Source organism: Enterobacter sp. NFIX58, assembly GCF_900110475.1.
Classification (GTDB): domain Bacteria; phylum Pseudomonadota; class Gammaproteobacteria; order Enterobacterales; family Enterobacteriaceae; genus Enterobacter; species Enterobacter quasiroggenkampii.
Map to the genome: position 1 here is coordinate 1 of NZ_FODW01000014.1, position 26,863 is coordinate 26,863.

Sequence of the window (26,863 nt, forward strand, 5' to 3'; positions counted from 1 at the left end):
CTCCATCAGGCAGTTTCCCAGACATTACTCACCCGTCCGCCGCTCGCCGGCAAAGTAGCAAGCTACTTTCCGCTGCCGCTCGACTTGCATGTGTTAGGCCTGCCGCCAGCGTTCAATCTGAGCCATGATCAAACTCTTCAATTTAAGTTTGATGCTCGTGAATTAAACTTCGTAATGAATTACGCATGTTCACTCAGAGACTTGGTATTCATTTATTGTCCGAAGACATTAAGAATCCATGTCACTTTGAGTGCCCACACAGATTGTCTGATAAATTGTTAAAGAGCAGTGCAACGCGGCTTTCGCTCACCGTTGCGAGGTGGCGTATAATACGCTTTCCTCTTACAGAGTCAACCCGTTATTTCAGGATTTTTTCTCTTCAACCGACCGCGTTGTCTGTGAAGTGTTTCACATCCGCCGTGTCGATGGAGGCGCATTATAGGGATCCCAATTTTTAGCACAAGTATTTTTTAGATCTTTTTTTCCGACTGCTGATTTTCCGCGCTTTTCGCTGAAATCCCGCCCGATCTGCTTAAATATTGACGTATTTTGCCTTGCCTCGATCCATTAATACGATCAAAGTCTTCTGTATAGCGCTCATTCTTAGAGGTAGATATGTCTGAAGTATTGCGTCCTTATAAAGATCTGTTCCCCCAAAAAGGCGATCGCGTGATGATCGATGCCAGCAGCGTGGTCGTTGGTGATGTGCGAATGGCCGAAGATGTCAGCATCTGGCCGCTCGTCGCCATCAGGGGAGATGTTAACTATGTGTCGATTGGTGCACGTACCAACATTCAAGACGGTAGCGTTCTGCATGTCACGCACAAATCCTCCTATAACCCCGAGGGTAATCCCCTCATCATTGGAGAGGATGTTACCGTCGGCCATAAAGTGATGCTCCACGGCTGCACGATCGGAAATCGCGTCCTTGTTGGCATGGGGTCGATTTTGCTGGATGGCGTCATAGTAGAAGATGACGTAATGATTGGTGCCGGTAGCCTGGTTCCGCAGAACAAACGGCTGGAGAGCGGTTATCTCTATCTGGGAAGTCCGGTAAAACAGATCCGCCCCCTTAAGGAGGCAGAGATCGAAGGATTAAAATACTCGGCGAACAACTACGTAAAATGGAAGAATGACTATTTGGATCAGGATAACCAAACCCAGCCCTGATCGTCTTCCTGCTGTTCGCGGATTAAATCGCTGGCTTCCTCTTCTAGATCCCAGCGATTTTCGCAAAATACCGCTAGCGGGTCTGTGCCGCCAAAACGATGCAACAGCGTTTCTCCATGGATGGCGCAGGTAAGTTGCATGCCCTGCACCAGCACCGGAAAACAGACCGCTTGTTGATGCTCATCCCAGCGCTCTCTGTCCGGGAAATGAATAGCCTGATTCACGCCGAAAGCTCCTGCTTTAGCTTTTCAATGACCGGCTCGACCGCAGGCAACACGCCGTGCCAGAGCAGCACCGCATGCGCAGCCTGCCCCACCAGCATTCCCAGCCCATCGGCTAACTGTTTCGCGCCGTGTTGTTCACACCAGTTCAGGAAAGGCGTCTTCCCTTTCTGATAGAACATGTCATAGAAGTACATATGCGCACTCACCAGCGAAGCGGGGATCGCCGGGATCTCACCGTTGATGCCGCTGGATGTGGCATTAATGACAAGATCGAACTCACGTTCGGCAAGATCGTCAAGCGCTACCGCGCTCACGCTGCCGGTATGCGCAAACAACGCCGCCAGCGCTTCTGCCCGGGAAAAGGTTCTGTTCGTGATGGTCACCGAACAGTCCAGTGAAAGCAGAGGCAACAAAACGCCCCGCGATGCGCCACCCGCGCCAATCAGCAGGATCCGGAAACCGGGCTTGATAAAGGAGAGTCTTTCCAGATCGCTGAGTAAACCAATCCCGTCGGTGTTGTCCCCCAGAAGGCGTCCATCCTCAAGCCGTTTTAGGGTATTGACTGCACCAGCAAGTGAAGCGCGTTCGGTCAGCTCATCCGCACGTTCGAAGGCTTCTTCTTTAAACGGGACCGTCACATTCGCGCCTTTGCCCCCCGCGGCGAAAAAGGCCTCAAGCGTAGGGATAAAGGCATCCACTGGCGCCAGTACGCGACCATAGGGGTGATCTATCTGCAGCTGCTCCGCGAACTGCTGATGGATCAACGGTGACTTGCTGTGTGCAATGGGATTACCAAAAACAGCATAGGTTTCCATGAGATTACCCCTGGCGAAAACGTTCGCCGGTCAAAGCGTCGCGAATTTCAGATGGATTCAGGCGCCCTCCCGTTTCACCGACAGCGACAGGGAAGTCATTCCCGAACTGCGCCAGCACTTCTTCGGTTGTCCGACATGGCGGCTGCCCGGTCAGGTTGGCGCTGGTTGAGACCAGTGGTTTACCAAATGCCAGGCACAGCTCCACCACCAGCGGATGGTCAGTGACGCGAACGGCAAGGGAATCAAAGCGTCCGGTTAACCAGCGCGGAGTTGTCGGCTGCGCCGGGAAAACAAAGGTGACCGGTCCAGGCCACGCGGAGAAGATTGTCTCGCGCTGTGCTGGCGTTAGCATAGAGTCATCAATATAGGGCTTAAGCTGCTCGTAATTCGCAGCGATCAAAATCAGTCCTTTCTCGACGGGTCTTTGTTTCAGGGTAAGCAGACGGCTCACAGCCGTCTCGCTGTCAGGATCGCAACCGACCCCAAAAACAGCTTCAGTTGGATAGGCGATGACTTCTTCATTTTTCAGTACGTCCACTGCATGGGCAATGGAGCCTGATGGCAGGTTATTATTCACTATATTGATCCGCCGTTACCGGCTTTCCACATTGTTTACTGGCGCAGAAGCGTTTCATGCCTTGCGCGGTTTTCTTCTCTATCAGTAGCGGATAATTGCAATGAGGGCAGATTCCCGCTACCGGCTTAAAATTGATAACGAACTGGCAGTCAGGGTAGCGATCGCACGAATGGAAGGTCTTACCATAACGGGAACGGCGCTGTACAAGCTGACCGCGCTGACACTGAGGGCAGGCAATTGCCGTTTCATCAGGCTTATCAATTTGTTCCGTATGTTCACATTCCGGGTAGCGGCTACATCCAATAAACATGCCGAAACGCCCCTGGCGTAGCGCGAGTTCGCCACCGCAGAGAGGGCACAGCTGACCCTCCAGAATTTTGACGATATGTCCATCCGCCTGGCTTTTCAGAGGACGAACATAATCACATTCCGGATAGTGAGAACAACCGAGAAACGGGCCGTGTTTCCCGGACCGAATAACAAGTTCAGCCCCGCACTGCGGGCAGGGCTCGTTTTTGTGCACCGTGAACAGTGCTGATTTGGCCATAACAACTCTTGGTGCTGCACATTGAATTAGTGCAGCATACCTTCATTCACTTCAAAGAGTAATTCTTCCATTTGCTGATAGGCATTTTCACAGCCCGGGATATTAAACAGAACCATCAGGATCACCCACTTGAGATCTTCCAGTTCAAATTCTGCCGTATCCAGCGCCATGACGCGCTCTATCACCATTTCTCTCGTTTCGAGGTTTAGCACCTGAATCTGCTCAAGGAATAAAATGAATCCCCGGCAGCTGGCGTCCAGCCGTTCACACTCTTCAGCGGTATAAATGCGTACAGACAATGGGTCAGAAGCAAGCTGCATCGGTTCGGCAAGGCCTTCCTGATAATCAGCCAGTTTTTCCAGCCACATCAACGCATTGTAGATATCTTCCCGCTCAAATCCCGCATCGGTAAGATCCTGTGTCAACTTGTCCTGATCCACTCGCATTTCTGCTTCGTTATGGATGTAAGTCTCAAACAAATACATCAGTACGTCGAACATGGCATGCCCTCCTTAATCGGACATAGCCGCCGGGTACAGCTGCGATCCACCCTGCTAACTCCAGTTCGAGTAGCTGTGCTACCGTTACTGGCACAGGTTGGCCGGCACGTTCAGCGACAACGTCAACAGGTGTTACCTCATCTCCTACGTTAGCCAGGAGCTTGGGAAATGGCAATGCCACCTTTCCCTGATCTGATGAATATTGTCGCTTTTCGGGATCTTCCTGCAGCCATTGCAGCCCATATTGCAAATTTTCAAGAATGTCCCCGACTTCCGTTACTGGTGTTGCCCCCTGCTTAATCAGCCAGTGCGGTCCCTCGCATCCGGGATTACCTATCGGGCCTGGCAAGGCGAAGACTTCTCGCCCCTGTTCGAGCGCGCACCGTGCCGTGACCAGCGAACCGCTTCGCCGCGCGGCTTCGACCACCAGCACGCCTTTGCTAAGGCCGCTGATGATGCGATTACGACGCGGAAAGTTTGCCGGTCGGGGCTGCGCGGAAAGCGGAAACTCAGACACTATCGCGCCGTCAGACTCAATAAGCCGCATCGCCAATGCCTGATGCCGGCGTGGGTAAATGCTAAAAAGGCCGTTCCCCAGCACCGCGACACTTCGTCCTTTTACTGACAGCGCCGCGCTGTGGGCAACGCCGTCAATACCACAGGCCAGCCCGCTGGTAATCGTGAAACCACTTTGTGAAAGTTGTTCGCACAGGATTTTCCCCCATCGCTCGCCGTACCATGACGGCGCACGACTGCCTACCACCGCCAGCTGAACGGTATTAAGCGTCTCAGGGTTACCTTTTATGAATAAAGCCCCGGGATAGTCAGGGATTGTGCGGAGTAGAGGGGGATAAAGGTGATGGTTGGCCGTTAATAAATGATGTCCCGGCTGCTCAAGCCATATCAGGCTACGTTCCAGCTCACTCTCATCGAACGCAACGAACCGTTCAGCCTGCTTTGCTGTCAGTCCAGCATTTCTTAAGACAAGCGTATCGATGCCTTCCTGCCTCTGCAATCGTGCAGCCGCTTCCACCATGACATCACCACACAGAGAACCTGTGTGCATGAGCCGTAGCCAAATCTCGGTAGACGTCATCCTTTCCCCTGCCATAAGCGCTCTCCGCAATCATTGCGATTGGTCACTGATGCTGTCAATCGATGGGGGATTTGTCTAGAATAGAGGGAGTATTCTTATCAACTCCTGAACACGACTCTGGAAATTTATGGCAGTTTTGCAAGTGTTACATATTCCGGACGAGCGCCTTCGCATCGTCGCTGAACCGGTCAAAGAAGTGAATGCAGAAATCCAGCGTATCGTTGATGATATGTTCGATACCATGTACGCCGAAGAAGGCATTGGCCTGGCGGCGACGCAGGTGGACATTCACAAGCGTATTATCGTGATTGATGTTTCGGAAAATCGCGATGGCCGCCTGGTGCTGATCAACCCTGAGCTGCTCGAAAAGAGTGGCGAAACCGGTATTGAGGAAGGCTGTCTGTCTATTCCTGAACAGCGTGCGTTAGTGCCTCGTGCCGAAAAAGTGAAAATTCGCGCCCTGGATCGTGACGGTAATCCGTTCGAACTGGAGGCAGACGACCTGCTGGCAATTTGTATTCAGCATGAGATGGATCACCTGGTCGGTAAACTGTTTATCGATTATCTCTCGCCGCTGAAACAGCAGCGTATTCGTCAGAAAGTAGAGAAACTGGATCGTTTGCGTTCTCGCGCATAACGTCCCCCCGGATACAAGGATCATCGTGTCTAAAACACTACGTATTATCTTCGCGGGAACCCCTGATTTTGCAGCGCGTCATCTTGACGCGCTGTTATCGTCTGGTCACCAGGTTATTGGCGTCTTTACCCAGCCGGACCGTCCTGCTGGTCGCGGCAAAAAACTGATGCCGAGCCCGGTCAAAGTGCTGGCAGAAGAGCATGGGCTTCCCGTTTTTCAGCCCGCATCGCTGCGCCCGCAGGAAAATCAGCAGCTGGTTGCTGACCTGAATGCCGACGTAATGGTGGTGGTGGCTTACGGTTTAATTCTGCCAAAAGCCGTGCTTGATATGCCGCGCCTGGGTTGTATCAACGTGCATGGGTCTCTGCTCCCACGCTGGCGTGGTGCAGCACCTATCCAGCGCGCGCTGTGGGCGGGTGATGCCGAAACGGGCGTGACCATCATGAAGATGGACGTAGGTTTAGACACCGGCGACATGCTGTATAAACTGGCCTGCCCCATTACGCCAGACGATACCAGCGCCACGCTGTATGACAAACTGGCAAACCTTGGCCCACAAGGTCTTATCGAGACGCTTCAGCAGCTTGCTGACAATACGGCAAAACCGGAAGTTCAGGATGACGCACTGGTAACCTACGCCGAAAAGCTGAGCAAAGAAGAAGCGCGTATCGACTGGTCCCTGTCAGCCGCTCAACTTGAACGCTGCATTCGCGCTTTTAATCCGTGGCCAATGAGCTGGATGGAAATTGATGAGCAGCCAGTAAAAGTCTGGAAGGCCTCCGTCATTAGCGGTGCGACGACGGCGGAACCCGGTACGATTATTGATGCCAGCAAGAACGGCATCCAGGTGGCGACTGCGCAAGGGATTTTGAATCTTGAATCGCTCCAACCGGCCGGTAAGAAAGCCATGAGCGCTCAGGATCTGTTAAATTCCCGTCGTGAATGGTTTATCCCGGGCAATCGCCTTGCCTGAGCAAATTTATTCTTAAGGCCCGGTGTTTCCGGGCATTTTTATTTTTACGGTTATGAAAAAACAAAATCTACGCAGTATGGCGGCCCAGGCCGTCGAGCAGGTTATCGAGCAGGGCCAGTCATTGAGTAACGTCCTGCCTCCCCTGCAGCAAAAAGTTTCTGATAAAGATAAAGCCCTGCTTCAGGAGCTCTGCTTTGGCGTTCTGCGCACACTCTCTCAGCTTGAGTGGCTGATTAATAAGCTGATGTCCCGCCCAATGACGGGCAAGCAGCGCACCGTACATTATTTGATTATGGTGGGTTTTTATCAGCTTCTTCATACCCGCATCCCACCTCACGCCGCGCTGGCAGAGACGGTGGAAGGTGCCGTTTCGATTAAACGTCCTCAGCTGAAAGGGCTGATCAACGGCGTATTGCGCCAGTTCCAGCGACAGCAGGATGAGCTTCTGGCTGAATTTGCCCAAAACGAAGCGCGCTTCCTGCATCCGGACTGGCTGTTGAAGCGCCTGAAAAAAGCTTATCCGCAGCAGTGGCAGGGCATTGCTGATGCCAACAACCAGCGTCCGCCAATGTGGTTACGCGTGAATCGGAATCACCACACCCGTGACGCATGGCTGGCATTACTCGAAGAAGCTGGAATGAGCGGCTTCACCCATGACGCATACCCTGATGCCGTGCGCTTAGCATCGCCTGCACCGGTACATGCATTACCCGGCTTTGAAGAGGGTTGGGTAACGGTACAGGATGCTTCTGCTCAGGGTTGCATGACCTGGCTTGAACCCCAAAACGGTGAGCAGATCCTCGATCTCTGCGCCGCACCAGGGGGCAAAACAACGCATATTCTTGAAGTGGCTCCGCAGGCCAGCGTGATGGCAGTGGACGTTGATGAGCAGCGTCTTTCACGCGTCTATGACAACCTCAAGCGCCTGGGCATGAAGGCACAGGTTAAGCAAGGCGATGGACGCAAACCCGCAGAATGGTGTGGTGAAACACAATTCGATCGCATTTTGCTGGATGCCCCCTGCTCTGCAACCGGCGTGATTCGTCGTCATCCGGATATCAAGTGGCTGCGTCGCGATCGTGATATTAACGAACTTGCCCAGCTGCAATCCGACATCCTCGACGCCATCTGGCCGCATCTCAAGCCCGGCGGAACGCTGGTGTATGCGACCTGCTCGGTACTTCCTGAAGAAAACAGTCAGCAAATCGCGGCCTTCCTTAAACGTACCCCGGACGCGGCGCTGCGCGATACGGGAACGCCTGAACGCCCGGGTCAGCAGAATCTGCCGGGTGCAGAAGAGGGTGATGGCTTCTTTTACGCTAAGCTAATCAAAGAGTGATGTTGAGAACAGGTCACGAGATATGAAGATTATCATTCTGGGCGCAGGACAGGTTGGCGGAACGCTGGCGGAAAACCTGGTTGGCGAAAACAACGACATCACCATCGTGGATACCAACGGCGATCGCCTGCGTGTTTTGCAGGACAAATTTGACCTGCGCGTTGTGCAGGGCCATGGTTCGCACCCGCGCGTTCTTCGTGAGGCGGGCGCTGACGATGCCGATATGCTGGTTGCGGTGACCAGTTCTGACGAAACCAATATGGTGGCCTGTCAGGTGGCCTACTCGCTTTTCAACACGCCAAACCGAATCGCGCGGATCCGCTCTCCGGACTATGTCCGCGATGCTGAGAAACTGTTTAACTCAGAAGCGGTCCCTATTGATCATCTCATCGCCCCAGAACAGCTGGTTATCGATAATATCTACCGTCTGATCGAATATCCGGGCGCCCTGCAGGTAGTGAACTTTGCCGAAGGTAAAGTGAGCCTGGCCGTCGTTAAAGCCTATTACGGCGGGCCATTGATCGGCAATGCGCTTTCCACCATGCGCGAGCACATGCCGCATATCGATACGCGCGTCGCAGCCATTTTCCGTCACGACAGGCCAATCCGCCCGCAGGGCTCCACGATTGTCGAAGCCGGTGATGAAGTCTTCTTTATTGCGGCTTCACAGCATATTCGTGCAGTGATGAGTGAACTTCAGCGTCTCGAAAAACCCTATAAACGCATTATGCTGGTCGGCGGCGGCAATATCGGTGCGGGTCTGGCACACCGCCTGGAAAAAGATTACAGCGTAAAGTTGATCGAGCGCGATCAGCAGCGTGCTGCTGAACTGGCGGAAAAACTGCAAAATACGATCGTATTTTATGGCGATGCGTCCGATCAGGAATTACTGGCTGAAGAGCATATTGATCAAGTTGATCTCTTTATAGCCGTCACCAACGACGATGAAGCGAATATAATGTCCGCCATGCTCGCCAAACGCATGGGGGCCAAAAAGGTCATGGTGCTTATCCAGCGTCGGGCATATGTTGATCTGGTGCAGGGCAGCGTCATTGATATTGCCATTTCACCTCAGCAGGCGACCATTTCCGCGCTCCTGAGCCATGTGCGTAAAGCGGATATTGTCGGGGTGTCATCGCTCCGCCGCGGTGTCGCGGAAGCCATTGAAGCCGTGGCGCACGGAGATGAAACCACGTCACGCGTCGTGGGCCGTTCGATAGACGAAATTAAGCTGCCACCGGGAACGATTATCGGTGCCGTCGTGCGCGGAAATGATGTCATGATTGCCAATGATAATTTACGTATTGAGCAAGGCGATCACGTTATTATGTTCCTTACCGATAAAAAGTTTATTACCGACGTCGAACGTTTATTCCAGCCAAGTCCATTCTTCCTTTAATGTGTCGGGTGCCTGAAAAAGTGCACCCGACCTTTATCCTTTTCATTTCTGTGCCTTTTATTTTTCATAACGTTTAATTATCCCGAATGGCAATTAGCTAATCATTTGTTAAACTTATAGTCGTCAGCTGGCACAAGGAGAACAAAATGAGTTTTATTAAAGAATTTCGCGAATTTGCGATGCGCGGAAACGTGGTGGATTTGGCAGTGGGTGTCATTATTGGTGCGGCATTCGGCAAGATTGTTTCATCATTAGTGGCCGACATTATCATGCCACCTTTAGGGTTGCTGATCGGGGGCATTGATTTCAAACAATTCGCTTTCACGCTGCGTGAAGCACAAGGTGATGTTCCGGCAGTCGTGATGCACTACGGCGTATTTATTCAGAACGTATTTGATTTCGTGATTGTGGCGTTTGCCATTTTTATGGCTATCAAGCTGATCAACAAGCTGAACCGTAAAAAAGAAGAGCCGGCAGCGGCGCCTGCACCAACAAAAGAAGAAGTGCTGCTGAGTGAGATTCGCGATCTGTTAAAAGAGCAGAACAACCGCGTTTAATCGAAAGCTTAAAGCAGGAAGGCCAGTGGTAAATAAGCGATTCGCTTGTTTGCCACTGGCCTCCCAGTTACCCCGTTTTGCATGCTTGTCTTTACGCAGATAACTCCCTTTCCCTTTTTTGTTCTTCTCAACACGTTGTCTGAATAGCGGGTCGTGAAGTAGTGCCTCAATGGCATTGTCTTTTATCTGTCCTTTCGTGTGCTGATAGCGGCTCATAAATTCTCCTGAGCATGTTTATGACGACGGGAGTCTAGATCCGGATGGACTAAAAATCAACAGTCCTCGGTTTCTCCACTGGCCCCCTGTTCAAGGGCTTCCAGTATGGAACAATAAATACTGCTGTGGGCCGTGCCGCAACAAGCATCATTCAGCCTTTGCAGAGAGCGCTGCATGGTCTGCAGTTCCTGAATGCGTGCTTCCACTTCATCCAGCCGGGTCTGCACAATGCTTTTAGACTCCTGGCAGGTGTGATGTGCCGGATCGATGCGGATCGATAATAGCTCGCGGATCGAGTCTAATGTGAAACCGAGCTGGCGCGCATAACGAATAAACCGCAGGCGCTGCAGATCGTTATCGGTATAAAGTCGAAAGCCACCTTCAGTACGGACTTCATGGTCGATCATCTGCTGCTTTTCGTAATATCGGATGGTATCCGGCGTGACGTTAGCGAGCTTCGCAAGTTCACCGATACGGTACATAACTACCCCTCGTTAATTTTCCGCAACAAGCTTTCACCGTATTCACCGTGCAGAAAGTCAGTGTTCATTCCTGCCTGGCGCAGCTTAAGTTCAAGCAGGGCCAGACGGCGGCTCAGTTCAGAATGTCGCGGATCGTCCTGACGGATCCCTTTCAGTAGATCGGCCAGTTCAACAGCCTCTCTTCGCTGTTCAAGTTCCGGTGGGAGACAGCCTGCATTTTTCAGTAAACGGTAGCCCGCCCGTAGTTCAGGCGCAATGTGCGAGTCATCGTCAAGCACAAGGGGTTCGCCGCGTCCCGGAAGATCGTCGAATTCACCTTTTTTTTGGGCATCGCGAATATGGCGTTCTGCCCACTGGTCGAGCAACCACATTACCAGCTCCAGAGGATGAACAGAATTGATAAAAACATTGTAGAGAAGTGGGGATATCGCGGATATAAAAAAACCCGCCGGAGCGGGTTTTTTTACGTTACTGCAGATTACTCTGCAGCAGCTTCTGCTTTCTCTGAACGATCAACCAGCTCGATGTAAGCCATCGGCGCGTTGTCGCCTGCACGGAAACCACACTTCAGAATGCGAGTGTAACCACCGGCACGGCTCGCGAAACGCGGGCCCAGTTCGTTAAACAGTTTTGCCACGATCTCGTTATCACGAGTACGGGCGAATGCCAGACGACGATTAGCAACGCTGTCAGTCTTGGCAAGAGTAATCAGCGGCTCAACTACGCGACGCAGCTCTTTCGCTTTAGGCAGGGTCGTCTTGATGATCTCATGACGAACCAGTGAACCTGCCATGTTGCGGAACATAGCCTGGCGATGGCTGCTGTTGCGGTTCAGTTGACGACCACTCTTACGATGGCGCATGACCTTATCCTTCTCAGTAAAACCTTAACCTGTGATCCGGTTACTCGTCAGCAATGCTTGCCGGTGGCCAGTTTTCCAGGCGCATGCCCAGAGACAGACCACGTGAAGCCAGCACGTCTTTAATCTCAGTAAGAGATTTTTTACCCAGGTTCGGCGTTTTCAGCAACTCAACCTCGGTACGCTGTACCAGATCACCGATATAGTGGATAGCTTCTGCCTTGAGGCAGTTAGCAGAGCGGACAGTCAATTCGAGATCGTCAACAGGGCGCAGCAGGATCGGATCGAATTCTGGTTTCTCTTCTTTCACTTCCGGCTGACGTACATCACGTAAGTCAACGAAAGCTTCCAGTTGTTCTGCCAGGATGGTTGCCGCACGACGAATCGCCTCTTCAGGATCGATTGTGCCGTTGGTTTCCATTTCGATGACCAGCTTGTCCAGGTCGGTACGCTGTTCTACACGCGCTGCTTCAACATTGTAGGCAATACGCTCTACAGGGCTGTAGCATGCGTCGACCAGCAGACGGCCGATTGGGCGCTCATCTTCTTCCGAATGAATTCGGGCAGAAGCCGGCACATAACCACGACCGCGCTGAACTTTGATACGCATGCTAATTGCTGCGTTCTCATCGGTCAGGTGGCAGATCACGTGCTGCGGCTTGACGATTTCAACATCACCGTCGTGGGTGATGTCGGCTGCAGTCACAGGGCCAATGCCAGATTTATTCAGAGTAAGAATAACTTCATCTTTACCCTGAACTCTCACCGCCAGCCCTTTCAGGTTGAGCAGGATTTCAAGGATATCTTCCTGAACGCCTTCTTTGGTGCTGTACTCATGAAGTACACCATCAATCTCAACCTCGGTCACCGCGCAACCCGGCATCGATGAGAGCAGAATACGGCGCAGTGCGTTACCCAGAGTATGGCCAAAGCCACGCTCTAAAGGCTCAAGGGTCACCTTGGCGTGCGTCGAACTCACTTGCTCGATATCTACCAGGCGCGGTTTTAGAAACTCTGTCACAGAACCCTGCATTGTGTCCTCTCTTTGGTACTAAGCTTTACTTGGAGTAAAGCTCGACGATCAGGTGTTCGTTAATGTCCGCAGACAGATCAGAACGTTCTGGCTGACGCTTGAACGTACCTTCCATCTTGCCAGCATCAACTTCCAGCCAGGTTGGCTTTTCACGCTGCTCAGCCAGCTCCAGAGCGGCCTTCACGCGAGATTGCTTTTTCGCTTTCTCACGAATGCTAACAACGTCATTCGCTTTAACCTGATAAGAAGCGATGTTAACAACACGACCGTTTACCATGATTGCTTTGTGGCTAACCAGCTGACGTGATTCAGCACGAGTAGCGCCGAAGCCCATACGGTATACAACGTTGTCCAGACGACCTTCCAGCAGAGCCAGCAGGTTTTCACCTGTGTTGCCTTTCAGACGTGCTGCTTCTTTATAGTAGTTACGGAACTGACGCTCCAGCACACCGTACATACGGCGAACTTTTTGCTTTTCACGCAACTGCACACCATAGTCAGACAGACGCGGTTTACGCGCACCGTGCTGGCCAGGAGCTTGTTCAATTTTACACTTGGTATCGATCGCGCGAACGCCAGACTTAAGGAATAAGTCGGTGCCCTCACGACGGCTCAGCTTGAGCTTAGGACCCAAATATCTTGCCATTTTCTATCTCCAACTAACCTAAAAAACGGAGCGTTATACGCGACGTTTTTTCGGCGGACGACAACCGTTATGAGGGATCGGAGTCACATCAGTAATATTCGTGATGCGGAAACCAGCGGCGTTCAGAGCGCGAACAGTAGATTCACGACCCGGACCCGGACCTTTAACCATAACTTCCAGATTCTTGATGCCGTATTCTTTTACGGCTTCAGCGCAACGCTCTGCTGCAACCTGAGCTGCGAACGGAGTGGATTTGCGAGAACCACGGAAACCGGAACCACCGGCTGTTGCCCAACCCAATGCGTTACCCTGACGATCAGTAATAGTAACGATGGTGTTGTTGAAAGAAGCATGGATATGAGCCACGCCGTCAGAGACTTGTTTTCTTACACGTTTACGTGCACGAACTGGTGCCTTTGCCATTATTCAATCACCCCGATTATTTCTTGATCGGTTTGCGCGGACCCTTACGGGTACGTGCGTTGGTCTTAGTACGCTGACCGCGCACTGGCAGACCACGACGATGACGCAAACCGCGATAGCAACCAAGATCCATCAGGCGCTTGATGCTCATGCTGATTTCACGGCGCAGATCACCTTCAACGACAAATTTGGCAACTTCGTCACGCAGCGTGTCGATTTGTTCTTCAGACAGCTCACTGATCTTAACATCTTCAGCGATACCCGCTGCAGCCAGAATGGCTTTAGAACGGGTCTTGCCGACGCCGTAGATCGAAGTTAATGCGATCACAGCATGTTTCTGATCAGGAATGTTAATGCCTGCTATACGGGCCACTATGCACTCCTACTATTTAATATGTACGCACCATGCTGAAAAGCCCGTTTTCAGGATACTCAAATGGAAACGTACAGACATACAAAAGATTGGCTGGCTAATCTAGCCAGCTCAACCCAACTTTGCAAGAAAAATATGCGAAATAATCAGCCTTGGCGCTGTTTATGCTTCGGCTCGGCACTGCAAATCACACGGATGACACCATCACGCTTAACGATTTTGCAGTTACGGCATAATTTCTTGACGGAAGCACGAACTTTCATTTTTACTCTCCGTAACTTCTCAGGCGACCAATTAGCGGCCGTAGCCTTTCAGGTTCGCCTTCTTCAATGCAGACTCATACTGACTGGACATCATCAGAGTTTGCACTTGAGCCATAAAGTCCATAATCACGACAACAACGATAAGCAGTGAGGTCCCACCGAAGTAGAACGGTACTTTCATTGCATCACGCATGAACTCCGGGATCAGGCAGATAAAAGTAATATAGAGCGCACCAACCAAAGTCAGGCGGGTCATTACTTTATCGATATACTTCGCCGTTTGCTCTCCCGGACGAATTCCTGGTACAAATGCACCGGACTTCTTCAGGTTATCTGCTGTTTCACGCGGGTTGAAGACCAACGCCGTGTAGAAGAAACAGAAGAAGATGATCGCAGACGCATAGAGTAACACATAAAGTGGTTGCCCAGGCTGCAAATACAGCGAAATTGTTGTCAGCCAGTTCCAACCAGTACCGCCCCCGAACCATGACGCGATGGTCGCCGGGAACAGAATAATACTGGAAGCGAAGATAGCCGGGATAACCCCCGCCATGTTCACTTTCAGCGGTAAATGTGTGCTCTGTGCAGCATAGACACGACGACCTTGCTGACGTTTAGCGTAGTTCACCACAATGCGGCGTTGACCACGTTCAACGAAGACAACAAAGAACGTCACTGCAAATACTAATACTGCAACCAACAGCAACAGGAGGAAGTGCAGGTCGCCTTGACGCGCTTGCTCGATAGTGTGGGCGATGGCTGGCGGGAGGCCCGCAACAATACCGGCGAAGATAATGATTGAGATACCGTTACCGATACCACGCTCAGTAATCTGTTCGCCGAGCCACATCAGGAACATTGTCCCTGTGACCAGACTTACAACAGCGGTGAAGTAGAATGCAAAGCCCGGGTTTAACACCAGGCCCTGCATACCAGGCATATTCGGCAGACCGGTAGCAATACCGATCGACTGGAATATTGCCAGCACCAGAGTACCGTAACGGGTGTACTGACTAATCTTACGACGTCCAGACTCCCCTTCTTTCTTCAACTCTGCCAGGGCCGGATGAACGACCGTCAGCAGCTGGATAATAATAGATGCCGAAATGTACGGCATAATACCCAATGCGAAGATAGAAGCACGGCTGAGAGCACCACCAGAGAACATGTTGAACATTTCAATGATGGTGCCTCGCTGTTGCTCAAGCAGTTTGGCAAGTACAGCGGCATCGATACCAGGGATCGGAATAAAAGAGCCAATACGGAACACAATCAGCGCGCCGATAACAAACAGCAGTCTGCGTTTCAGCTCGCCAAATCCACCTTTGGCACTTTGAAAATCTAATCCCGGTTGCTTAGCCATCTGCTACTTATTCCTCAATTTTACCGCCAGCAGCTTCGATAGCAGCACGAGCACCTTTAGTAACACGCAGGCCACGAACAGTTACCGGAGTAGAAACTTCACCAGCCAGGATCACTTTCGCGAACTCGATCTGGATACCGATAATGTTTGCAGCTTTCAGCGTGTTCAGGTCTACAACGCCGCCTTCAACTTTCGCCAGGTCAGACAGACGGATTTCCGCTGTGATCGCTGCTTTGCGAGAGGTGAAGCCGAACTTCGGCAGACGACGGTACAGTGGCATCTGGCCACCCTCGAAACCGCGACGTACGCCACCGCCAGAACGAGAGTTCTGACCTTTGTGACCACGACCACCGGTTTTGCCGAGGCCAGAACCGATACCACGACCCAGGCGTTTACCCGCCTTTTTAGAGCCTTCGGCCGGAGACAGAGTATTTAAACGCATCTCTTACTCCTCAACTTTAACCATGAAGTAAACCGCGTTGACCATACCACGAACAGCAGGAGTATCCTCGCGCTCAACGGTATGACCAATACGACGCAGACCCAGGCCAAGCAGCGTTGCCTTGTGTTTCGGCAGACGACCGATTGCACTGCGGGTTTGAGTGATTTTAATAGTCTTTGCCATGGTCAATTACCCCAGAATTTCTTCAACGGATTTACCACGCTTGGCAGCGACCATTTCTGGAGAATTCATATTTTCCAGGCCATCAATAGTTGCACGAACCACGTTGATCGGGTTGGTGGAACCATATGCTTTAGCCAGAACGTTATGAACCCCAGCAACTTCCAGAACGGCGCGCATTGCACCACCGGCGATGATACCGGTACCTTCTGAAGCTGGCTGCATGAATACACGAGAACCCGTGTGAACACCTTTAACTGGGTGCTGCAGGGTGCCGTTGTTCAGCGCGACGTTAATCATGTTGCGACGGGCTTTTTCCATCGCTTTCTGGATCGCTGCTGGAACTTCACGCGCTTTACCGTAACCAAAACCAACGCGACCGTTACCATCGCCTACTACAGTCAGAGCTGTGAAGGAGAAAATACGACCACCTTTAACGGTTTTAGATACGCGGTTTACCGCGATCAGCTTTTCCTGCAGTTCGCCAGCCTGTTTTTCGATGTGAGCCATCTTACACCTCTACCTTAGAACTGAAGGCCAGCTTCACGGGCAGCATCTGCCAGTGCCTGGACACGACCATGATATTGGAACCCGGAACGGTCAAAGGAAACATTGCTGATGCCTTTTTCCAGAGCGCGTTCAGCAACAGCTTTACCTACAGCTGCAGCGGCGTCTTTGTTACCGGTGTACTTCAATTGTTCTGAGATAGCTTTTTCTACAGTAGAAGCAGCTACCAGAACTTCAGAACCGTTCGGTGCAATTACCTGTGCGTAAATATGACGCGGGGTACGATGTACCACCAGGCGAGTTGCACCCAGCTCTTTGAGCTTGCGGCGTGCGCGGGTCGCACGACGGATACGAGCAGATTTCTTATCCATAGTGTTACCTTACTTCTTCTTAGCCTCTTTGGTACGCACGACTTCGTCGGCGTAACGAACACCCTTGCCTTTGTAAGGCTCAGGACGACGGTAGGCGCGCAGATCTGCTGCAACCTGACCGATCAGCTGTTTATCAGCGCCTTTCAGCACGATTTCAGTTTGAGTCGGGCATTCTGCAGTGATACCGGCCGGCAGCGGATGCTCAACAGGGTGTGAGAAGCCCAGAGACAGGCCTACTGCATTCCCTTTGATAGCTGCACGATAACCTACACCAACCAGCTGAAGCTTTTTAGTGAAGCCTTCGGTAACACCAACAACCATTGAGTTCAGCAGGGCACGCGCGGTACCAGCCTGAGCCCATCCATCCACGAAACCATCACGTGGACCGAAGGTCAGAGCGTTATCTGCATGTTTAACTTCAACAGCTTTGTTGAGGGTACGAGTCAGCTCGCCGTTTTTACCTTTGATCGTAATAACCTGACCGTCGATTTTTACATCAACGCCGGCAGGAATAACGACCGGTGCTTTAGCAACACGAGACATTCTTTCCTCCGATTAGGCTACGTAGCAGATAATTTCGCCACCAAGACCAGCCTGGCGCGCTGCACGATCAGTCATAACACCTTTAGAGGTAGAAACAACTGCGATACCAAGACCAGCCATAACTTTTGGCAGCTCATCTTTTTTCTTATAGATGCGCAGGCCTGGGCGGCTGACACGCTGAATGCTTTCTACAACAGCTTTACCCTGGAAATACTTGAGAGTAAGTTCCAGTTCCGGCTTGGTGTCGCCTTCAACTTTAAAATCTTCGATAAAACCTTCTTCCTTCAGCACGTTGGCAATTGCCACTTTCAGCTTGGCGGAAGGCATGGTGACCGCAACTTTGTTCGCGGCCTGACCGTTACGGATACGGGTCAGCATATCCGCGATCGGATCTTGCATGCTCATCTGTCTTTACTCCCGTGATTCAATTGGTAATTACCAGCTAGCCTTTTTCAAGCCTGGCACTTCACCGCGCATAGCGGCTTCACGCAGTTTGATACGGCTCAACCCAAACTTGCCCACATAACCATGTGGACGACCTGTTTGACGACAGCGGTTACGCTGACGAGACGGGCTGGAATCACGCGGCAGAGACTGCAGCTTGAGAACCGCATTCCAACGATCTTCGTCGGAAGCGTTCACATCAGAAATGATCGCTTTCAGTTCAGCGCGTTTAGCGAAGAATTTATCAGCTAAAGCTACGCGCTTTACTTCGCGTGCTTTCATTGATTGCTTAGCCATTCAGTAACCCTACCTTACTTGCGGAACGGGAAGTCAAAGGCAGCCAGCAGAGCACGGCCTTCTTCGTCAGATTTCGCAGTAGTGGTAATGGTAATATCCAAACCACGCACGCGGTCGACTTTATCGTAGTCGATTTCTGGGAAGATGATCTGCTCACGGACACCCATGCTGTAGTTACCACGACCGTCGAAAGACTTAGCGGACAAGCCACGGAAGTCACGGATACGTGGAACAGCAATAGTGATCAGGCGCTCAAAGAACTCCCACATGCGTTCGCCACGCAGAGTTACTTTACAGCCGATCGGATAGCCCTGACGGATTTTGAAGCCTGCAACAGATTTGCGTGCTTTGGTGATCAGCGGTTTTTGACCGGAGATTGCTGTCAGGTCAGCTGCTGCGTTATCCAGCAGTTTCTTGTCAGCGATCGCTTCACCAACACCCATGTTCAGGGTGATCTTCTCGACCCGAGGGACTTGCATGACAGAATTGTAGTTAAACTCGGTCATGAGTTTCTTAACTACTTCGTCTTTGTAGTAATCATGCAGTTTCGCCATCGTACTACTCCAAATTACTTGATAGTTTCGCTGTTAGACTTGAAGAAACGGACTTTTTTGCCGTCTTCGAATCTAAAGCCTACACGGTCAGCCTTGCCGGTAGCCGCATTGAAGATTGCAACGTTAGAAACCTGAATAGCAGCTTCTTTTTCAACGATGCCACCTGGTTGGTTCAGGGCCGGAACCGGCTTCTGATGTTTCTTAACCAGGTTGATACCTTCAACGACAAGTTTGCCGGAAGACAGAACATTTTTTACTTTACCGCGTTTACCTTTATCTTTACCGGTTAACACGATAACTTCGTCATCACGACGGATTTTCGCTGCCATGATTCGCTCCTTAGAGTACTTCTGGTGCCAGAGAGATAATTTTCATGAACTTCTCAGTACGAAGTTCACGAGTTACCGGCCCAAAGATACGCGTGCCGATAGGCTGCTCGCTGTTATTGTTTAAAATAACGCATGCATTACCATCGAAGCGAATGACAGAACCGTCAGGGCGACGAACACCCTTCTTGGTGCGCACCACTACCGCCTTCAGCACATCACCTTTTTTGACCTTACCACGTGGAATTGCTTCCTTGATGGTGATCTTGATGATGTCGCCTACGCCTGCGTAGCGACGGTGCGAGCCACCCAGAACCTTGATACACATTACGCGACGTGCACCGGAGTTGTCGGCGACGTTCAGCATAGTCTGTTCTTGGATCATTTTAGTGCTCCGCTAATGTCAACTACTACCTGAGACTCTAAAATCAGAGCCGTTAAAAAGCCCCATATCGAGGGCGCGGCATTATAACACCGCTTCTGCAATATGGGTAGAAAAAATAAACGGCTCATCGCTGAGCCGTTTATTCGTATTGAGAAGGCGTACTGTATTACAGAACCGCTTTCTCTACAACGCGAACCAGCGTCCAGGACTTAGTCTTGGACAGTGGACGGCATTCACGGATTTCAACCTTGTCGCCGATACCACATTCGTTGTTCTCGTCATGTACGTGCAGTTTGGTCGTACGCTTGATGAATTTACCGTAGATCGGGTGTTTCACAATACGTTCGATAGCTACAACAATGGATTTCTCCATTTTGTCGCTAACAACACGACCTTGCAGAGTACGGATTTTATCGGTCATTACGCACCCGCCTTCTGAGTCAGTAAAGTCTTAACGCGTGCAACATTGCGACGCACTTGCTTCAGCAGGTGAGTCTGTTGCAGCTGGCCACTTGCAGCCTGCATACGCAGGTTGAACTGCTCACGCAGCAGGTTCAGCAGCTCAGCGTTCAGCTCTTCAACGCTTTTTTCACGCAGCTCTTTTGCTTTCATTACATCACCGTCTTAGTTACAAAGGTGGTTTTGATAGGCAGTTTCGCTGCTGCCAGGCCGAAGGCTTCACGGGCCAGCTCTTCCGGAACACCGTCCATTTCATAAAGGACTTTGCCCGGTTGGATCAAGGCAACCCAGTACTCCACGTTACCTTTACCTTTACCCATACGAACTTCCAGCGGCTTCTCGGTGATCGGTTTGTCCGGGAATACACGGATCCAGATCTTACCTTGACGCTTAACTGCACGGGTCATTGCACGACGTGCTGCTTCGATCTGACGTGCAGTCAGACGACCACGGCCAACAGCTTTCAGACCGAAAGTGCCGAAGCTAACATCCGTACCCTGCGCCAGACCACGGTTGCGGCCTTTGTGCACTTTACGGAATTTTGTACGCTTTGGTTGTAACATCAGCGACGCTCCTTATTTACGGCCTTTACGCTGCTGCTTTTTAGGTTGAGCAGCCGGTTTTTCCGGTTGTTCAACAGCAGCCATACCACCCAGGATCTCACCTTTGAAGATCCATACCTTAACGCCGATTACACCGTAAGTGGTGTGCGCTTCAGAGGTGTTGTAGTCGATGTCAGCACGCAGAGTGTGCAGCGGTACGCGACCTTCACGGTACCATTCGGTACGTGCGATTTCCGCGCCGCCCAGACGGCCGCTAACTTCAACTTTGATACCTTTAGCGCCCAGACGCATTGCGTTCTGTACAGCACGCTTCATAGCACGACGGAACATAACACGACGTTCCAGCTGAGAAGTGATGCTGTCAGCAACCAATTTAGCGTCCAGTTCAGGCTTACGAACTTCAGCGATATTGATCTGTGCAGGAACGCCAGCGATATCCGCTACGACCTTGCGCAGTTTTTCTACGTCTTCGCCTTTCTTACCGATAACGATGCCAGGACGAGCAGTGTGAATAGTCACACGGATGCTCTTCGCTGGACGCTCGATAACGATACGAGATACAGACGCTTTAGCCAGTTCCTTAGTCAGGTACTGACGTACTTTAAAATCGCTGTCCAGGTTGTCAGCGAATTCTTTGGTGTTCGCAAACCAGGTAGAGTTCCATGGTTTTACAATACCCAGGCGAATACCATTAGGATGTACTTTCTGACCCATTGCTAGTCTCCAGAGTCTCAGCGATCGGACACAACCACAGTAATGTGGCTGGTGCGCTTCAGGATGCGATCTGCACGACCTTTCGCACGCGGCATAATGCGCTTCATGCTTGGGCCTTCATCTACGAAAATTTTCGCGACTTTCAGATCGTCGATGTCAGCGCCATCGTTGTGTTCAGCGTTAGCAATGGCAGATTCCAGTACTTTCTTGACCAATACCGCAGCTTTCTTGTTGGTATAGGTCAGGATGTCCAGGGCCTGCGACACTTTCTTACCGCGAATCAGGTCAGCAACAAGGCGAACCTTCTGTGCAGAAGAACGAGCATGGCGATGTTGAGCTAAAGTTTCCATCTCTTCCTCCTACCTTATTTCTTCTTCGCTTTTTTATCAGCAGCGTGGCCGCGATAAGTACGAGTCGGTGCGAATTCACCCAGTTTGTGACCAACCATTTCGTCGGTAACAAAGACTGGAACGTGCTGACGACCATTATGGACAGCGATGGTCAAACCGATCATGTTAGGAAAGATCGTTGAACGACGGGACCAAGTGCGCAGGGGCTTCTTGTCTCCGCTTTCCACCGCTTTCTCTACCTTCTTCAGCAAGTGCAGGTCAATAAAAGGACCTTTCTTGAGAGAACGTGGCATGGCTTATCCTCTAAAATTATTTGCTACGGCGACGTACGATAAATTTATCAGTACGCTTGTTGCTGCGGGTCTTCTTACCTTTGGTCTGAACGCCCCACGGAGATACCGGGTGCTTACCAAAGTTACGACCTTCACCACCACCATGTGGGTGGTCGACTGGGTTCATCGCAGTACCACGAACGGTAGGACGAACACCACGCCAGCGTGCAGCACCTGCTTTACCCAGAACGCGCAGCATATGCTCAGCATTGCCAACTTCGCCCAGAGTAGCGCGGCAGTCTGCTTCGACTTTACGCATTTCACCAGAACGCAGACGCAGGGTGACATAAGCACCATCACGCGCAACGATCTGAACGTAAGTACCCGCGGAACGCGCCAGCTGACCGCCTTTACCTGGTTTCATTTCTACGTTATGAACGGTAGAACCAACCGGGATATTGCGCATCGGCAGGGTGTTGCCTGCTTTGATTGCAGCATCAACGCCAGACTGAATCTGGTCGCCAGCTTTCAGGCCTTTAGGGGCCAGGATGTAACGGCGTTCGCCATCTTTGTACAGAACCAGCGCGATGTTCGCGGAACGGTTCGGATCGTACTCAAGACGTTCAACAACTGCTGGGATACCGTCTTTGTTGCGTTTGAAGTCAACAATACGATAAGCCTGCTTGTGGCCACCACCGATGTGACGAGTGGTGATACGGCCATTGTTGTTACGACCACCGGATTTGCTGTTTTTTTCCAGCAACGGAGCAAAAGGTTTGCCCTTGTGCAGCTCAGGGTTAACCACTTTAACTACGTGGCGACGACCCGGAGATGTCGGTTTACATTTAACAACTGCCATTGTATTACTCCTCCGACTTACTCAGCGCCGCCAACGAAGTCCAGATTCTGGCCTTCTTTCAGGGTGACGTAAGCTTTTTTCCAGTCGCTACGACGACCGATACGCTGTCCGTGACGTTTAACTTTCCCTTTAACTACCAGGGTGTTAACGACTTCGACTTCGACTTCAAACAGTTTCTGCACAGCAGCTTTGATCTCTGCTTTGGTCGCGTCTTTAGCAACTTTGAGAACGATGGTGTTTGTTTTTTCCATCGCAGTAGACGCTTTTTCAGAAACGTGCGGTGCGCGAAGCACCTTCAGCAGACGTTCTTCACGAATCATGCCAGCATCTCCTCAACTTGCTTAACAGCATCAGCAGTCATTACGACTTTGTCGAAGGCGATCAGGCTAACCGGGTCGATACCAGTCGCATCGCGTACGTCAACCTTGTGCAGGTTACGTGCGGCCAGGAACAGGTTCTCGTCCAGCTCACCGGTGATGATCAGCACATCTTCCAGAGCCATGTCTTTCAGTTTCTGTGCCAGCAGCTTAGTTTTAGGCGCTTCAACAGAGAACTTCTCGACAACGATCAGACGATCCTGACGTACCAGTTCGGACAGGATGCTTTTCAGCGCGCCGCGGTACATCTTTTTGTTAACTTTTTGACTGTGGTCCTGTGGACGCGCAGCGAAGGTCACGCCACCTGAACGCCAGATCGGGCTCTTGATAGAACCTGAACGCGCACGGCCGGTACCTTTCTGGCGCCATGGCTTTTTGCCAGAACCAGTTACTTCAGCACGAGTCTTCTGAGCACGAGTACCCTGACGAGCACCAGCTGCATAAGCAACAACAACCTGGTGAACCAGCGCTTCGTTGAAATCACGACCGAAGGTAGTTTCGGAAACAGTCAGCGCGCTCTGCGCGTCTTTCAATACTAATTCCATTGCTATCCCCTTACGCCTTCACAGCTGGTTTAACGATCAGGTCGCTACCGGTTGCACCCGGGACCGCACCTTTAACCAGCAGCAGGTTGCGCTCAGCGTCAACACGTACTACGTCCAGGCTCTGAACGGTTACACGTTCGTTGCCCAGCTGACCTGCCATTTTCTTGCCTTTGAACACTTTGCCCGGAGTCTGGTTCTGACCGATAGAACCCGGAACGCGGTGAGACAAGGAGTTACCGTGGGTAGCGTCCTGGGTACGGAAGTTCCAGCGCTTAACGGTACCAGCAAAACCTTTACCTTTAGAGGTACCGGTTACGTCAACTTTTTTAACGTCAGCAAACAGCTCAACGCTAATGTCCTGACCTACGGTGAACTCTTCGCCTTCAGCAAGACGGAATTCCCACAGACCACGGCCAGCTTCTACGCCAGCTTTAGCGAAGTGACCCGCTTCTGGTTTGGTTACACGGTTAGCTTTTTTAGCACCAGTGGTAACCTGAATAGCGCGGTAGCCATCGTTAGCCAGATCTTTAACCTGAGTAACGCGGTTTGCTTCAACTTCGATTACGGTTACTGGGATAGAAACGCCATCTTCAGTGAAGATGCGGGTCATACCCACTTTTTTACCGACTAAACCAATCATTGTTTCAACCTCTCAATCGCTCGATGACCTGATTAACCCAGGCTGATCTGCACGTCTACACCGGCAGCCAGATCCAGACGCATCAGAGCATCAACGGTTTTCTCAGTTGGCTCAACGATGTCAACCAGACGCTTGTGAGTGCGGATTTCGTACTGATCGCGCGCGTCTTTGTTAACGTGCGGAGAGATCAGAACGGTGAAGCGCTCTTTGCGGGTCGGCAGCGGGATCGGACCACGGACTTGCGCACCAGTGCGCTTAGCAGTCTCGACGATTTCCGCGGTTGATTGATCGATCAGACGATGATCAAACGCTTTAAGGCGGATACGGATTCTTTGGTTCTGCATGAGACCAGAGCTCCAATTATTTTATAAACGAAAATGATTACTCCTCAAACCCATTACGATTGATGGGAGAGTGTAACCGTTCTTACGTAGCTCCCCAATTGGGAGCATTGTTGAGTAACAAAATGAGCTACTCTGGTTCTGATTGAACCCGCCGTCAATTACGACAAGCCCGCGCATTATACGTAAATCTGGGCAAGACGCAAGTGCCGTTTAGAAATTAAGCGCCAATGTCGCAGGGTGCGTAAGAGCGCGCAACGTTTTATGCAATGTATTCTGCGGCGATGCTTTGTTTCGAGCCGCTACGCATCTCCGTTTTTTGTGCATTGCCGGACAGGCCGATTATAACGACTATGCGCTCAAACCCGTTTGAGGCCTTTTACATGCTTACCACCCTCCCCTTTCTGTTGATCTATCTTTCACTGACTGCCTTACTGGTACATGCCGATATTCGCTACGGTCTGCTTCCCGATAAATTTCTCTGCCCACTGCTATGGGCTGGGCTGCTCTTCCAGCTCTGTATCCAACCTGATTTTCTGCCGAGCGCGGTGGCGGGTGCGATGGCTGGATATATTGGCTTTGCCGTTATTTACTGGGGCTACTGGTTTATCTGCCGGCGTGAAGGTATGGGATATGGCGATGTGAAATACCTGGCGGCGCTCGGTGCATGGCACGGCTGGTGCGTACTGCCAATGCTGGCGTTACTCGCGGCGCTGATGGCGCTTCTTTGCATTCTTGTCTTTTCGTTCATTCGCCCTGATAAGAAGGCAATAAAAAACCCGCTGCCTTTTGGGCCATTTCTGGCAGCAGCGGGTTTATGCGTAGGCTGGAAGACGTTGCTTATTCTTCCACTTTAATCTGTGACTGAAGATAGTTTTGCAGGCCAATTTTAGCAATGAGATCCAGCTCTGTTTCCAGCCAGTCAATATGCCCTTCTTCATCGGCCAGGATCTGGATCATCATATCGCGGCTGACGTAGTCATGTACGCTGTCAGCATAGGCAATGGCTTCACGGAGATCTTTAGCGCCTTCAAGTTCCAGCCTGAGGTCGGAACGCAGCATCTCTTCGACATCTTCTCCGATACCCAGCTTGCCGAGATCCTGCAGGTTTGGAATGCCTTCAAGGAATAAAATACGCTCGATATATTTATCAGCGTGTTTCATCTCATCTATAGATTCATGGTACTCAACGTCGTTTAAACGTTTGAGTCCCCAGTTTTTGAACATTCTCGCGTGAAGAAAATACTGGTTGATTGCGACAAGCTCATTTCCCAATAATTTATTGAGATAACTTATGATTTTAACATCACCTTTCATTATATAGTCCCTCCGCTTCCACTCATTGAAGCGTAGATCGGGCTACAGGGATGTCAAAAAAAAGATGGGCGCTTACGCGATCTCTTTGTATTCCGGGATCTGCATCAGTTCGTCCTGCATGATCTCTCGCGCAGCACGTACACATTTACCGCATTGATTTCCCACCGGAACAAATTTGCGAAGCTGCTGGAATGACTGGGGCTGAAACTGGCGAACGGCCTGACGTATTTTTTTGTCGCTTACACCATTACATAAACAAACGTACATAGAAACTCCCGTTCAAATTATGCGCAAAGTGTAAGTGAGAATGGTTATGATTACAATAGCACAAACGCCAGAATGCGGGGCGGGAGCAGGCAAAAAATGCGAAATTTTGTGACAACGCCTGAGCGGCAGAAAACAAAAAAGGACGCCGAAGCGTCCTTTTTTTATTCGGGGATAATTAATTAGCCCAGAACTTTAGCAACAACGCCCGCGCCAACGGTACGGCCGCCTTCACGGATTGCGAAACGCAGACCGTCGTCCATCGCGATTGGGTGGATCAGAGTCACAACCATCTTGATGTTGTCGCCTGGCATTACCATCTCAACGCCTTCTGGCAGTTCGATGGTACCGGTCACGTCAGTAGTACGGAAGTAGAACTGTGGACGGTAGCCTTTGAAGAACGGAGTATGACGGCCGCCTTCGTCTTTGGACAGGATGTACACTTCAGATTCGAACTTGGTGTGCGGCTTGATTGAGCCTGGCTTAGCCAGAACCTGACCACGTTCGATTTCTTCACGTTTGATACCACGCAGCAGAACACCAACGTTCTCACCAGCACGGCCTTCGTCCAGCAGTTTGCGGAACATTTCAACGCCAGTACAGGTAGACTTCGCAGTCTCT

General features: G+C 51.2%; 47 protein-coding genes and 1 rRNA gene. 7 read left to right on the forward strand and 41 right to left on the reverse strand.

Annotation, left to right across the window (positions count from 1 at the left end):
• Positions 1-144: ribosomal RNA gene (locus BMW97_RS23465) — 16S ribosomal RNA — on the reverse strand; the annotation flags it as partial.
• A gap of 471 nt (positions 145-615) precedes the next feature.
• Between BMW97_RS23465 and BMW97_RS23470 the strand changes: the two genes are divergently transcribed.
• Positions 616-1,170, forward strand: coding sequence for a gamma carbonic anhydrase family protein (locus BMW97_RS23470; RefSeq protein ID WP_045909525.1), 555 nt, complete (start codon positions 616-618; stop codon positions 1,168-1,170).
• Here the strand turns inward: BMW97_RS23470 and BMW97_RS23475 are convergent.
• Genes BMW97_RS23475 through dprA form a run of 6 tightly spaced genes read right to left on the reverse strand, consistent with a single transcriptional unit; the run spans position 1,146 to position 4,929 of the window.
• Entirely contained in the window at positions 1,146-1,394 is a 249-nt protein-coding gene (locus tag BMW97_RS23475) for a DUF1488 family protein (RefSeq protein WP_045909526.1), read from the reverse strand. The two genes, BMW97_RS23470 and BMW97_RS23475, sit on opposite strands and share 25 nt — an antisense overlap.
• Positions 1,391-2,209, reverse strand: a complete 819-nt coding sequence (gene aroE / locus BMW97_RS23480) for a shikimate dehydrogenase (protein WP_045909527.1) — start codon at positions 2,207-2,209, stop codon at positions 1,391-1,393. Before aroE ends, BMW97_RS23475 begins: the two co-directional genes overlap by 4 nt.
• 4 nt (positions 2,210-2,213) lie before the next feature.
• The gene (tsaC, locus tag BMW97_RS23485) at positions 2,214-2,786 is read right to left on the reverse strand and encodes an L-threonylcarbamoyladenylate synthase type 1 TsaC (RefSeq protein WP_008503475.1); all 573 of its coding nucleotides are present in this window, start codon (positions 2,784-2,786) and stop codon (positions 2,214-2,216) included.
• Positions 2,779-3,333, reverse strand: coding sequence for a DNA topoisomerase family protein (locus BMW97_RS23490; RefSeq protein WP_045909528.1), 555 nt, complete (start codon positions 3,331-3,333; stop codon positions 2,779-2,781). Before BMW97_RS23490 ends, tsaC begins: the two co-directional genes overlap by 8 nt.
• Before the next feature lie 26 nt (positions 3,334-3,359).
• Entirely contained in the window at positions 3,360-3,833 is a 474-nt protein-coding gene (gene smg, locus BMW97_RS23495) for a DUF494 family protein Smg (protein WP_008503477.1), read from the reverse strand.
• A complete protein-coding gene (dprA, locus tag BMW97_RS23500; RefSeq protein WP_045909533.1) occupies positions 3,805-4,929 on the reverse strand; it encodes a DNA-protecting protein DprA in 1,125 nt (374 codons plus the stop codon). Before dprA ends, smg begins: the two co-directional genes overlap by 29 nt.
• A gap of 127 nt (positions 4,930-5,056) precedes the next feature.
• Between dprA and def the strand changes: the two genes are divergently transcribed.
• From def to mscL, 5 genes are all read left to right on the forward strand, one after another.
• A complete protein-coding gene (def, locus tag BMW97_RS23505; RefSeq protein WP_008503479.1) occupies positions 5,057-5,566 on the forward strand; it encodes a peptide deformylase in 510 nt (169 codons plus the stop codon).
• 25 nt (positions 5,567-5,591) lie between these two features.
• A complete protein-coding gene (gene fmt / locus BMW97_RS23510) occupies positions 5,592-6,539 on the forward strand; it encodes a methionyl-tRNA formyltransferase (protein WP_045909529.1) in 948 nt (315 codons plus the stop codon).
• A gap of 52 nt (positions 6,540-6,591) precedes the next feature.
• A complete protein-coding gene (rsmB, locus tag BMW97_RS23515; RefSeq protein WP_045909534.1) occupies positions 6,592-7,878 on the forward strand; it encodes a 16S rRNA (cytosine(967)-C(5))-methyltransferase RsmB in 1,287 nt (428 codons plus the stop codon).
• Between the two features lie 22 nt (positions 7,879-7,900).
• Complete coding sequence (gene trkA / locus BMW97_RS23520; RefSeq protein WP_025759209.1) at positions 7,901-9,277, forward strand: Trk system potassium transporter TrkA; 1,377 nt, start codon at positions 7,901-7,903, stop codon at positions 9,275-9,277.
• A gap of 146 nt (positions 9,278-9,423) precedes the next feature.
• On the forward strand, positions 9,424-9,834 hold the full coding sequence (gene mscL / locus BMW97_RS23525; RefSeq protein WP_025759210.1) for a large-conductance mechanosensitive channel protein MscL: 411 nt from the start codon (positions 9,424-9,426) through the stop codon (positions 9,832-9,834).
• Here mscL and BMW97_RS23530 read toward each other — a convergent pair.
• The 31 genes from BMW97_RS23530 to rpsJ form a co-directional block, all read right to left on the reverse strand.
• The gene (locus BMW97_RS23530; RefSeq protein ID WP_045909530.1) at positions 9,808-10,050 is read right to left on the reverse strand and encodes an alternative ribosome-rescue factor A; all 243 of its coding nucleotides are present in this window, start codon (positions 10,048-10,050) and stop codon (positions 9,808-9,810) included. The genes mscL and BMW97_RS23530 overlap by 27 nt on opposite strands.
• A 56-nt stretch (positions 10,051-10,106) precedes the next feature.
• Positions 10,107-10,532, reverse strand: coding sequence for a Zn(2+)-responsive transcriptional regulator (zntR, locus tag BMW97_RS23535; protein ID WP_045909531.1), 426 nt, complete (start codon positions 10,530-10,532; stop codon positions 10,107-10,109).
• Positions 10,533-10,534: 2 nt separating this feature from the next.
• A complete protein-coding gene (locus tag BMW97_RS23540; protein WP_045909532.1) occupies positions 10,535-10,903 on the reverse strand; it encodes a DnaJ family domain-containing protein in 369 nt (122 codons plus the stop codon).
• 107 nt (positions 10,904-11,010) lie between these two features.
• On the reverse strand, positions 11,011-11,394 hold the full coding sequence (gene rplQ / locus BMW97_RS23545; RefSeq protein ID WP_001216368.1) for a 50S ribosomal protein L17: 384 nt from the start codon (positions 11,392-11,394) through the stop codon (positions 11,011-11,013).
• Between the two features lie 40 nt (positions 11,395-11,434).
• Positions 11,435-12,424, reverse strand: coding sequence for a DNA-directed RNA polymerase subunit alpha (gene rpoA / locus BMW97_RS23550; protein WP_002919219.1), 990 nt, complete (start codon positions 12,422-12,424; stop codon positions 11,435-11,437).
• A 25-nt stretch (positions 12,425-12,449) separates the two neighbouring features.
• Entirely contained in the window at positions 12,450-13,070 is a 621-nt protein-coding gene (gene rpsD, locus BMW97_RS23555) for a 30S ribosomal protein S4 (RefSeq protein ID WP_004868345.1), read from the reverse strand.
• A gap of 33 nt (positions 13,071-13,103) precedes the next feature.
• A complete protein-coding gene (gene rpsK / locus BMW97_RS23560; RefSeq protein WP_003863312.1) occupies positions 13,104-13,493 on the reverse strand; it encodes a 30S ribosomal protein S11 in 390 nt (129 codons plus the stop codon).
• A 16-nt stretch (positions 13,494-13,509) separates the two neighbouring features.
• Positions 13,510-13,866 (reverse strand): 30S ribosomal protein S13, encoded by a 357-nt coding sequence (gene rpsM / locus BMW97_RS23565; RefSeq protein WP_003863308.1) that lies wholly within the window; start codon positions 13,864-13,866, stop codon positions 13,510-13,512.
• Between the two features lie 146 nt (positions 13,867-14,012).
• Positions 14,013-14,129 carry a 50S ribosomal protein L36 gene (rpmJ, locus tag BMW97_RS23570; protein ID WP_000868187.1) on the reverse strand — a complete coding sequence of 39 codons (117 nt, stop codon included), beginning with the start codon at positions 14,127-14,129 and terminating at the stop codon, positions 14,013-14,015.
• 31 nt (positions 14,130-14,160) lie between these two features.
• Positions 14,161-15,492 (reverse strand): preprotein translocase subunit SecY, encoded by a 1,332-nt coding sequence (secY, locus tag BMW97_RS23575; RefSeq protein ID WP_003863305.1) that lies wholly within the window; start codon positions 15,490-15,492, stop codon positions 14,161-14,163.
• 7 nt (positions 15,493-15,499) lie between these two features.
• A complete protein-coding gene (gene rplO, locus BMW97_RS23580) occupies positions 15,500-15,934 on the reverse strand; it encodes a 50S ribosomal protein L15 (RefSeq protein WP_003863304.1) in 435 nt (144 codons plus the stop codon).
• Positions 15,935-15,937: 3 nt separating this feature from the next.
• Positions 15,938-16,117, reverse strand: a complete 180-nt coding sequence (gene rpmD, locus BMW97_RS23585; RefSeq protein ID WP_003863301.1) for a 50S ribosomal protein L30 — start codon at positions 16,115-16,117, stop codon at positions 15,938-15,940.
• A gap of 6 nt (positions 16,118-16,123) precedes the next feature.
• Positions 16,124-16,624, reverse strand: a complete 501-nt coding sequence (gene rpsE, locus BMW97_RS23590) for a 30S ribosomal protein S5 (protein WP_003863299.1) — start codon at positions 16,622-16,624, stop codon at positions 16,124-16,126.
• A gap of 14 nt (positions 16,625-16,638) precedes the next feature.
• A complete protein-coding gene (gene rplR / locus BMW97_RS23595) occupies positions 16,639-16,992 on the reverse strand; it encodes a 50S ribosomal protein L18 (protein WP_003863297.1) in 354 nt (117 codons plus the stop codon).
• 9 nt (positions 16,993-17,001) lie between these two features.
• Positions 17,002-17,535 carry a 50S ribosomal protein L6 gene (gene rplF / locus BMW97_RS23600; protein WP_003863296.1) on the reverse strand — a complete coding sequence of 178 codons (534 nt, stop codon included), beginning with the start codon at positions 17,533-17,535 and terminating at the stop codon, positions 17,002-17,004.
• A gap of 12 nt (positions 17,536-17,547) precedes the next feature.
• Positions 17,548-17,940: a 30S ribosomal protein S8 gene (gene rpsH / locus BMW97_RS23605; protein ID WP_006178918.1), complete on the reverse strand. Its 393-nt coding sequence runs from the start codon at positions 17,938-17,940 to the stop codon at positions 17,548-17,550.
• A gap of 30 nt (positions 17,941-17,970) precedes the next feature.
• Positions 17,971-18,276, reverse strand: coding sequence for a 30S ribosomal protein S14 (rpsN, locus tag BMW97_RS23610; protein WP_003863291.1), 306 nt, complete (start codon positions 18,274-18,276; stop codon positions 17,971-17,973).
• A gap of 14 nt (positions 18,277-18,290) precedes the next feature.
• Entirely contained in the window at positions 18,291-18,830 is a 540-nt protein-coding gene (gene rplE / locus BMW97_RS23615; RefSeq protein ID WP_001096202.1) for a 50S ribosomal protein L5, read from the reverse strand.
• Between the two features lie 14 nt (positions 18,831-18,844).
• Positions 18,845-19,159: a 50S ribosomal protein L24 gene (gene rplX / locus BMW97_RS23620; protein ID WP_003863287.1), complete on the reverse strand. Its 315-nt coding sequence runs from the start codon at positions 19,157-19,159 to the stop codon at positions 18,845-18,847.
• 10 nt (positions 19,160-19,169) lie between these two features.
• Positions 19,170-19,541, reverse strand: coding sequence for a 50S ribosomal protein L14 (gene rplN, locus BMW97_RS23625; protein ID WP_002919748.1), 372 nt, complete (start codon positions 19,539-19,541; stop codon positions 19,170-19,172).
• A 166-nt stretch (positions 19,542-19,707) separates the two neighbouring features.
• A complete protein-coding gene (gene rpsQ, locus BMW97_RS23630) occupies positions 19,708-19,962 on the reverse strand; it encodes a 30S ribosomal protein S17 (protein ID WP_008503489.1) in 255 nt (84 codons plus the stop codon).
• Positions 19,962-20,153 carry a 50S ribosomal protein L29 gene (rpmC, locus tag BMW97_RS23635; protein WP_003863282.1) on the reverse strand — a complete coding sequence of 64 codons (192 nt, stop codon included), beginning with the start codon at positions 20,151-20,153 and terminating at the stop codon, positions 19,962-19,964. The genes rpsQ and rpmC overlap by 1 nt, the downstream gene beginning before the upstream one ends.
• Entirely contained in the window at positions 20,153-20,563 is a 411-nt protein-coding gene (gene rplP, locus BMW97_RS23640; RefSeq protein ID WP_002919759.1) for a 50S ribosomal protein L16, read from the reverse strand. Before rplP ends, rpmC begins: the two co-directional genes overlap by 1 nt.
• Before the next feature lie 12 nt (positions 20,564-20,575).
• The gene (gene rpsC, locus BMW97_RS23645) at positions 20,576-21,277 is read right to left on the reverse strand and encodes a 30S ribosomal protein S3 (RefSeq protein WP_000529945.1); all 702 of its coding nucleotides are present in this window, start codon (positions 21,275-21,277) and stop codon (positions 20,576-20,578) included.
• A gap of 17 nt (positions 21,278-21,294) precedes the next feature.
• Complete coding sequence (gene rplV, locus BMW97_RS23650; RefSeq protein WP_002919773.1) at positions 21,295-21,627, reverse strand: 50S ribosomal protein L22; 333 nt, start codon at positions 21,625-21,627, stop codon at positions 21,295-21,297.
• A 14-nt stretch (positions 21,628-21,641) separates the two neighbouring features.
• Entirely contained in the window at positions 21,642-21,920 is a 279-nt protein-coding gene (rpsS, locus tag BMW97_RS23655; RefSeq protein WP_001138117.1) for a 30S ribosomal protein S19, read from the reverse strand.
• A 16-nt stretch (positions 21,921-21,936) separates the two neighbouring features.
• On the reverse strand, positions 21,937-22,758 hold the full coding sequence (gene rplB, locus BMW97_RS23660) for a 50S ribosomal protein L2 (protein ID WP_008457150.1): 822 nt from the start codon (positions 22,756-22,758) through the stop codon (positions 21,937-21,939).
• 17 nt (positions 22,759-22,775) lie between these two features.
• Positions 22,776-23,078, reverse strand: coding sequence for a 50S ribosomal protein L23 (rplW, locus tag BMW97_RS23665; RefSeq protein ID WP_000617546.1), 303 nt, complete (start codon positions 23,076-23,078; stop codon positions 22,776-22,778).
• Positions 23,075-23,680, reverse strand: coding sequence for a 50S ribosomal protein L4 (rplD, locus tag BMW97_RS23670; RefSeq protein WP_000424395.1), 606 nt, complete (start codon positions 23,678-23,680; stop codon positions 23,075-23,077). The genes rplW and rplD overlap by 4 nt, the downstream gene beginning before the upstream one ends.
• A gap of 10 nt (positions 23,681-23,690) precedes the next feature.
• Positions 23,691-24,320, reverse strand: coding sequence for a 50S ribosomal protein L3 (rplC, locus tag BMW97_RS23675; RefSeq protein ID WP_003863274.1), 630 nt, complete (start codon positions 24,318-24,320; stop codon positions 23,691-23,693).
• A gap of 32 nt (positions 24,321-24,352) precedes the next feature.
• Positions 24,353-24,664: a 30S ribosomal protein S10 gene (rpsJ, locus tag BMW97_RS23680; RefSeq protein ID WP_001181005.1), complete on the reverse strand. Its 312-nt coding sequence runs from the start codon at positions 24,662-24,664 to the stop codon at positions 24,353-24,355.
• 380 nt (positions 24,665-25,044) lie between these two features.
• Here rpsJ and BMW97_RS23685 point away from each other — a divergent pair, with 380 nt between their 5' ends.
• Positions 25,045-25,518, forward strand: coding sequence for a prepilin peptidase (locus BMW97_RS23685; RefSeq protein WP_045909535.1), 474 nt, complete (start codon positions 25,045-25,047; stop codon positions 25,516-25,518).
• Here BMW97_RS23685 and bfr read toward each other — a convergent pair.
• From bfr to BMW97_RS23700, 3 genes are all read right to left on the reverse strand, one after another.
• The gene (gene bfr, locus BMW97_RS23690; protein WP_008503492.1) at positions 25,502-25,978 is read right to left on the reverse strand and encodes a bacterioferritin; all 477 of its coding nucleotides are present in this window, start codon (positions 25,976-25,978) and stop codon (positions 25,502-25,504) included. The two genes, BMW97_RS23685 and bfr, sit on opposite strands and share 17 nt — an antisense overlap.
• 72 nt (positions 25,979-26,050) lie before the next feature.
• Positions 26,051-26,245 carry a bacterioferritin-associated ferredoxin gene (gene bfd, locus BMW97_RS23695; protein ID WP_008503493.1) on the reverse strand — a complete coding sequence of 65 codons (195 nt, stop codon included), beginning with the start codon at positions 26,243-26,245 and terminating at the stop codon, positions 26,051-26,053.
• Positions 26,246-26,424: 179 nt separating this feature from the next.
• Positions 26,425-26,863: EF-Tu C-terminal domain-related protein (locus tag BMW97_RS23700; RefSeq protein ID WP_090393378.1), on the reverse strand; the 439-nt coding region annotated here is incomplete at its 5' end.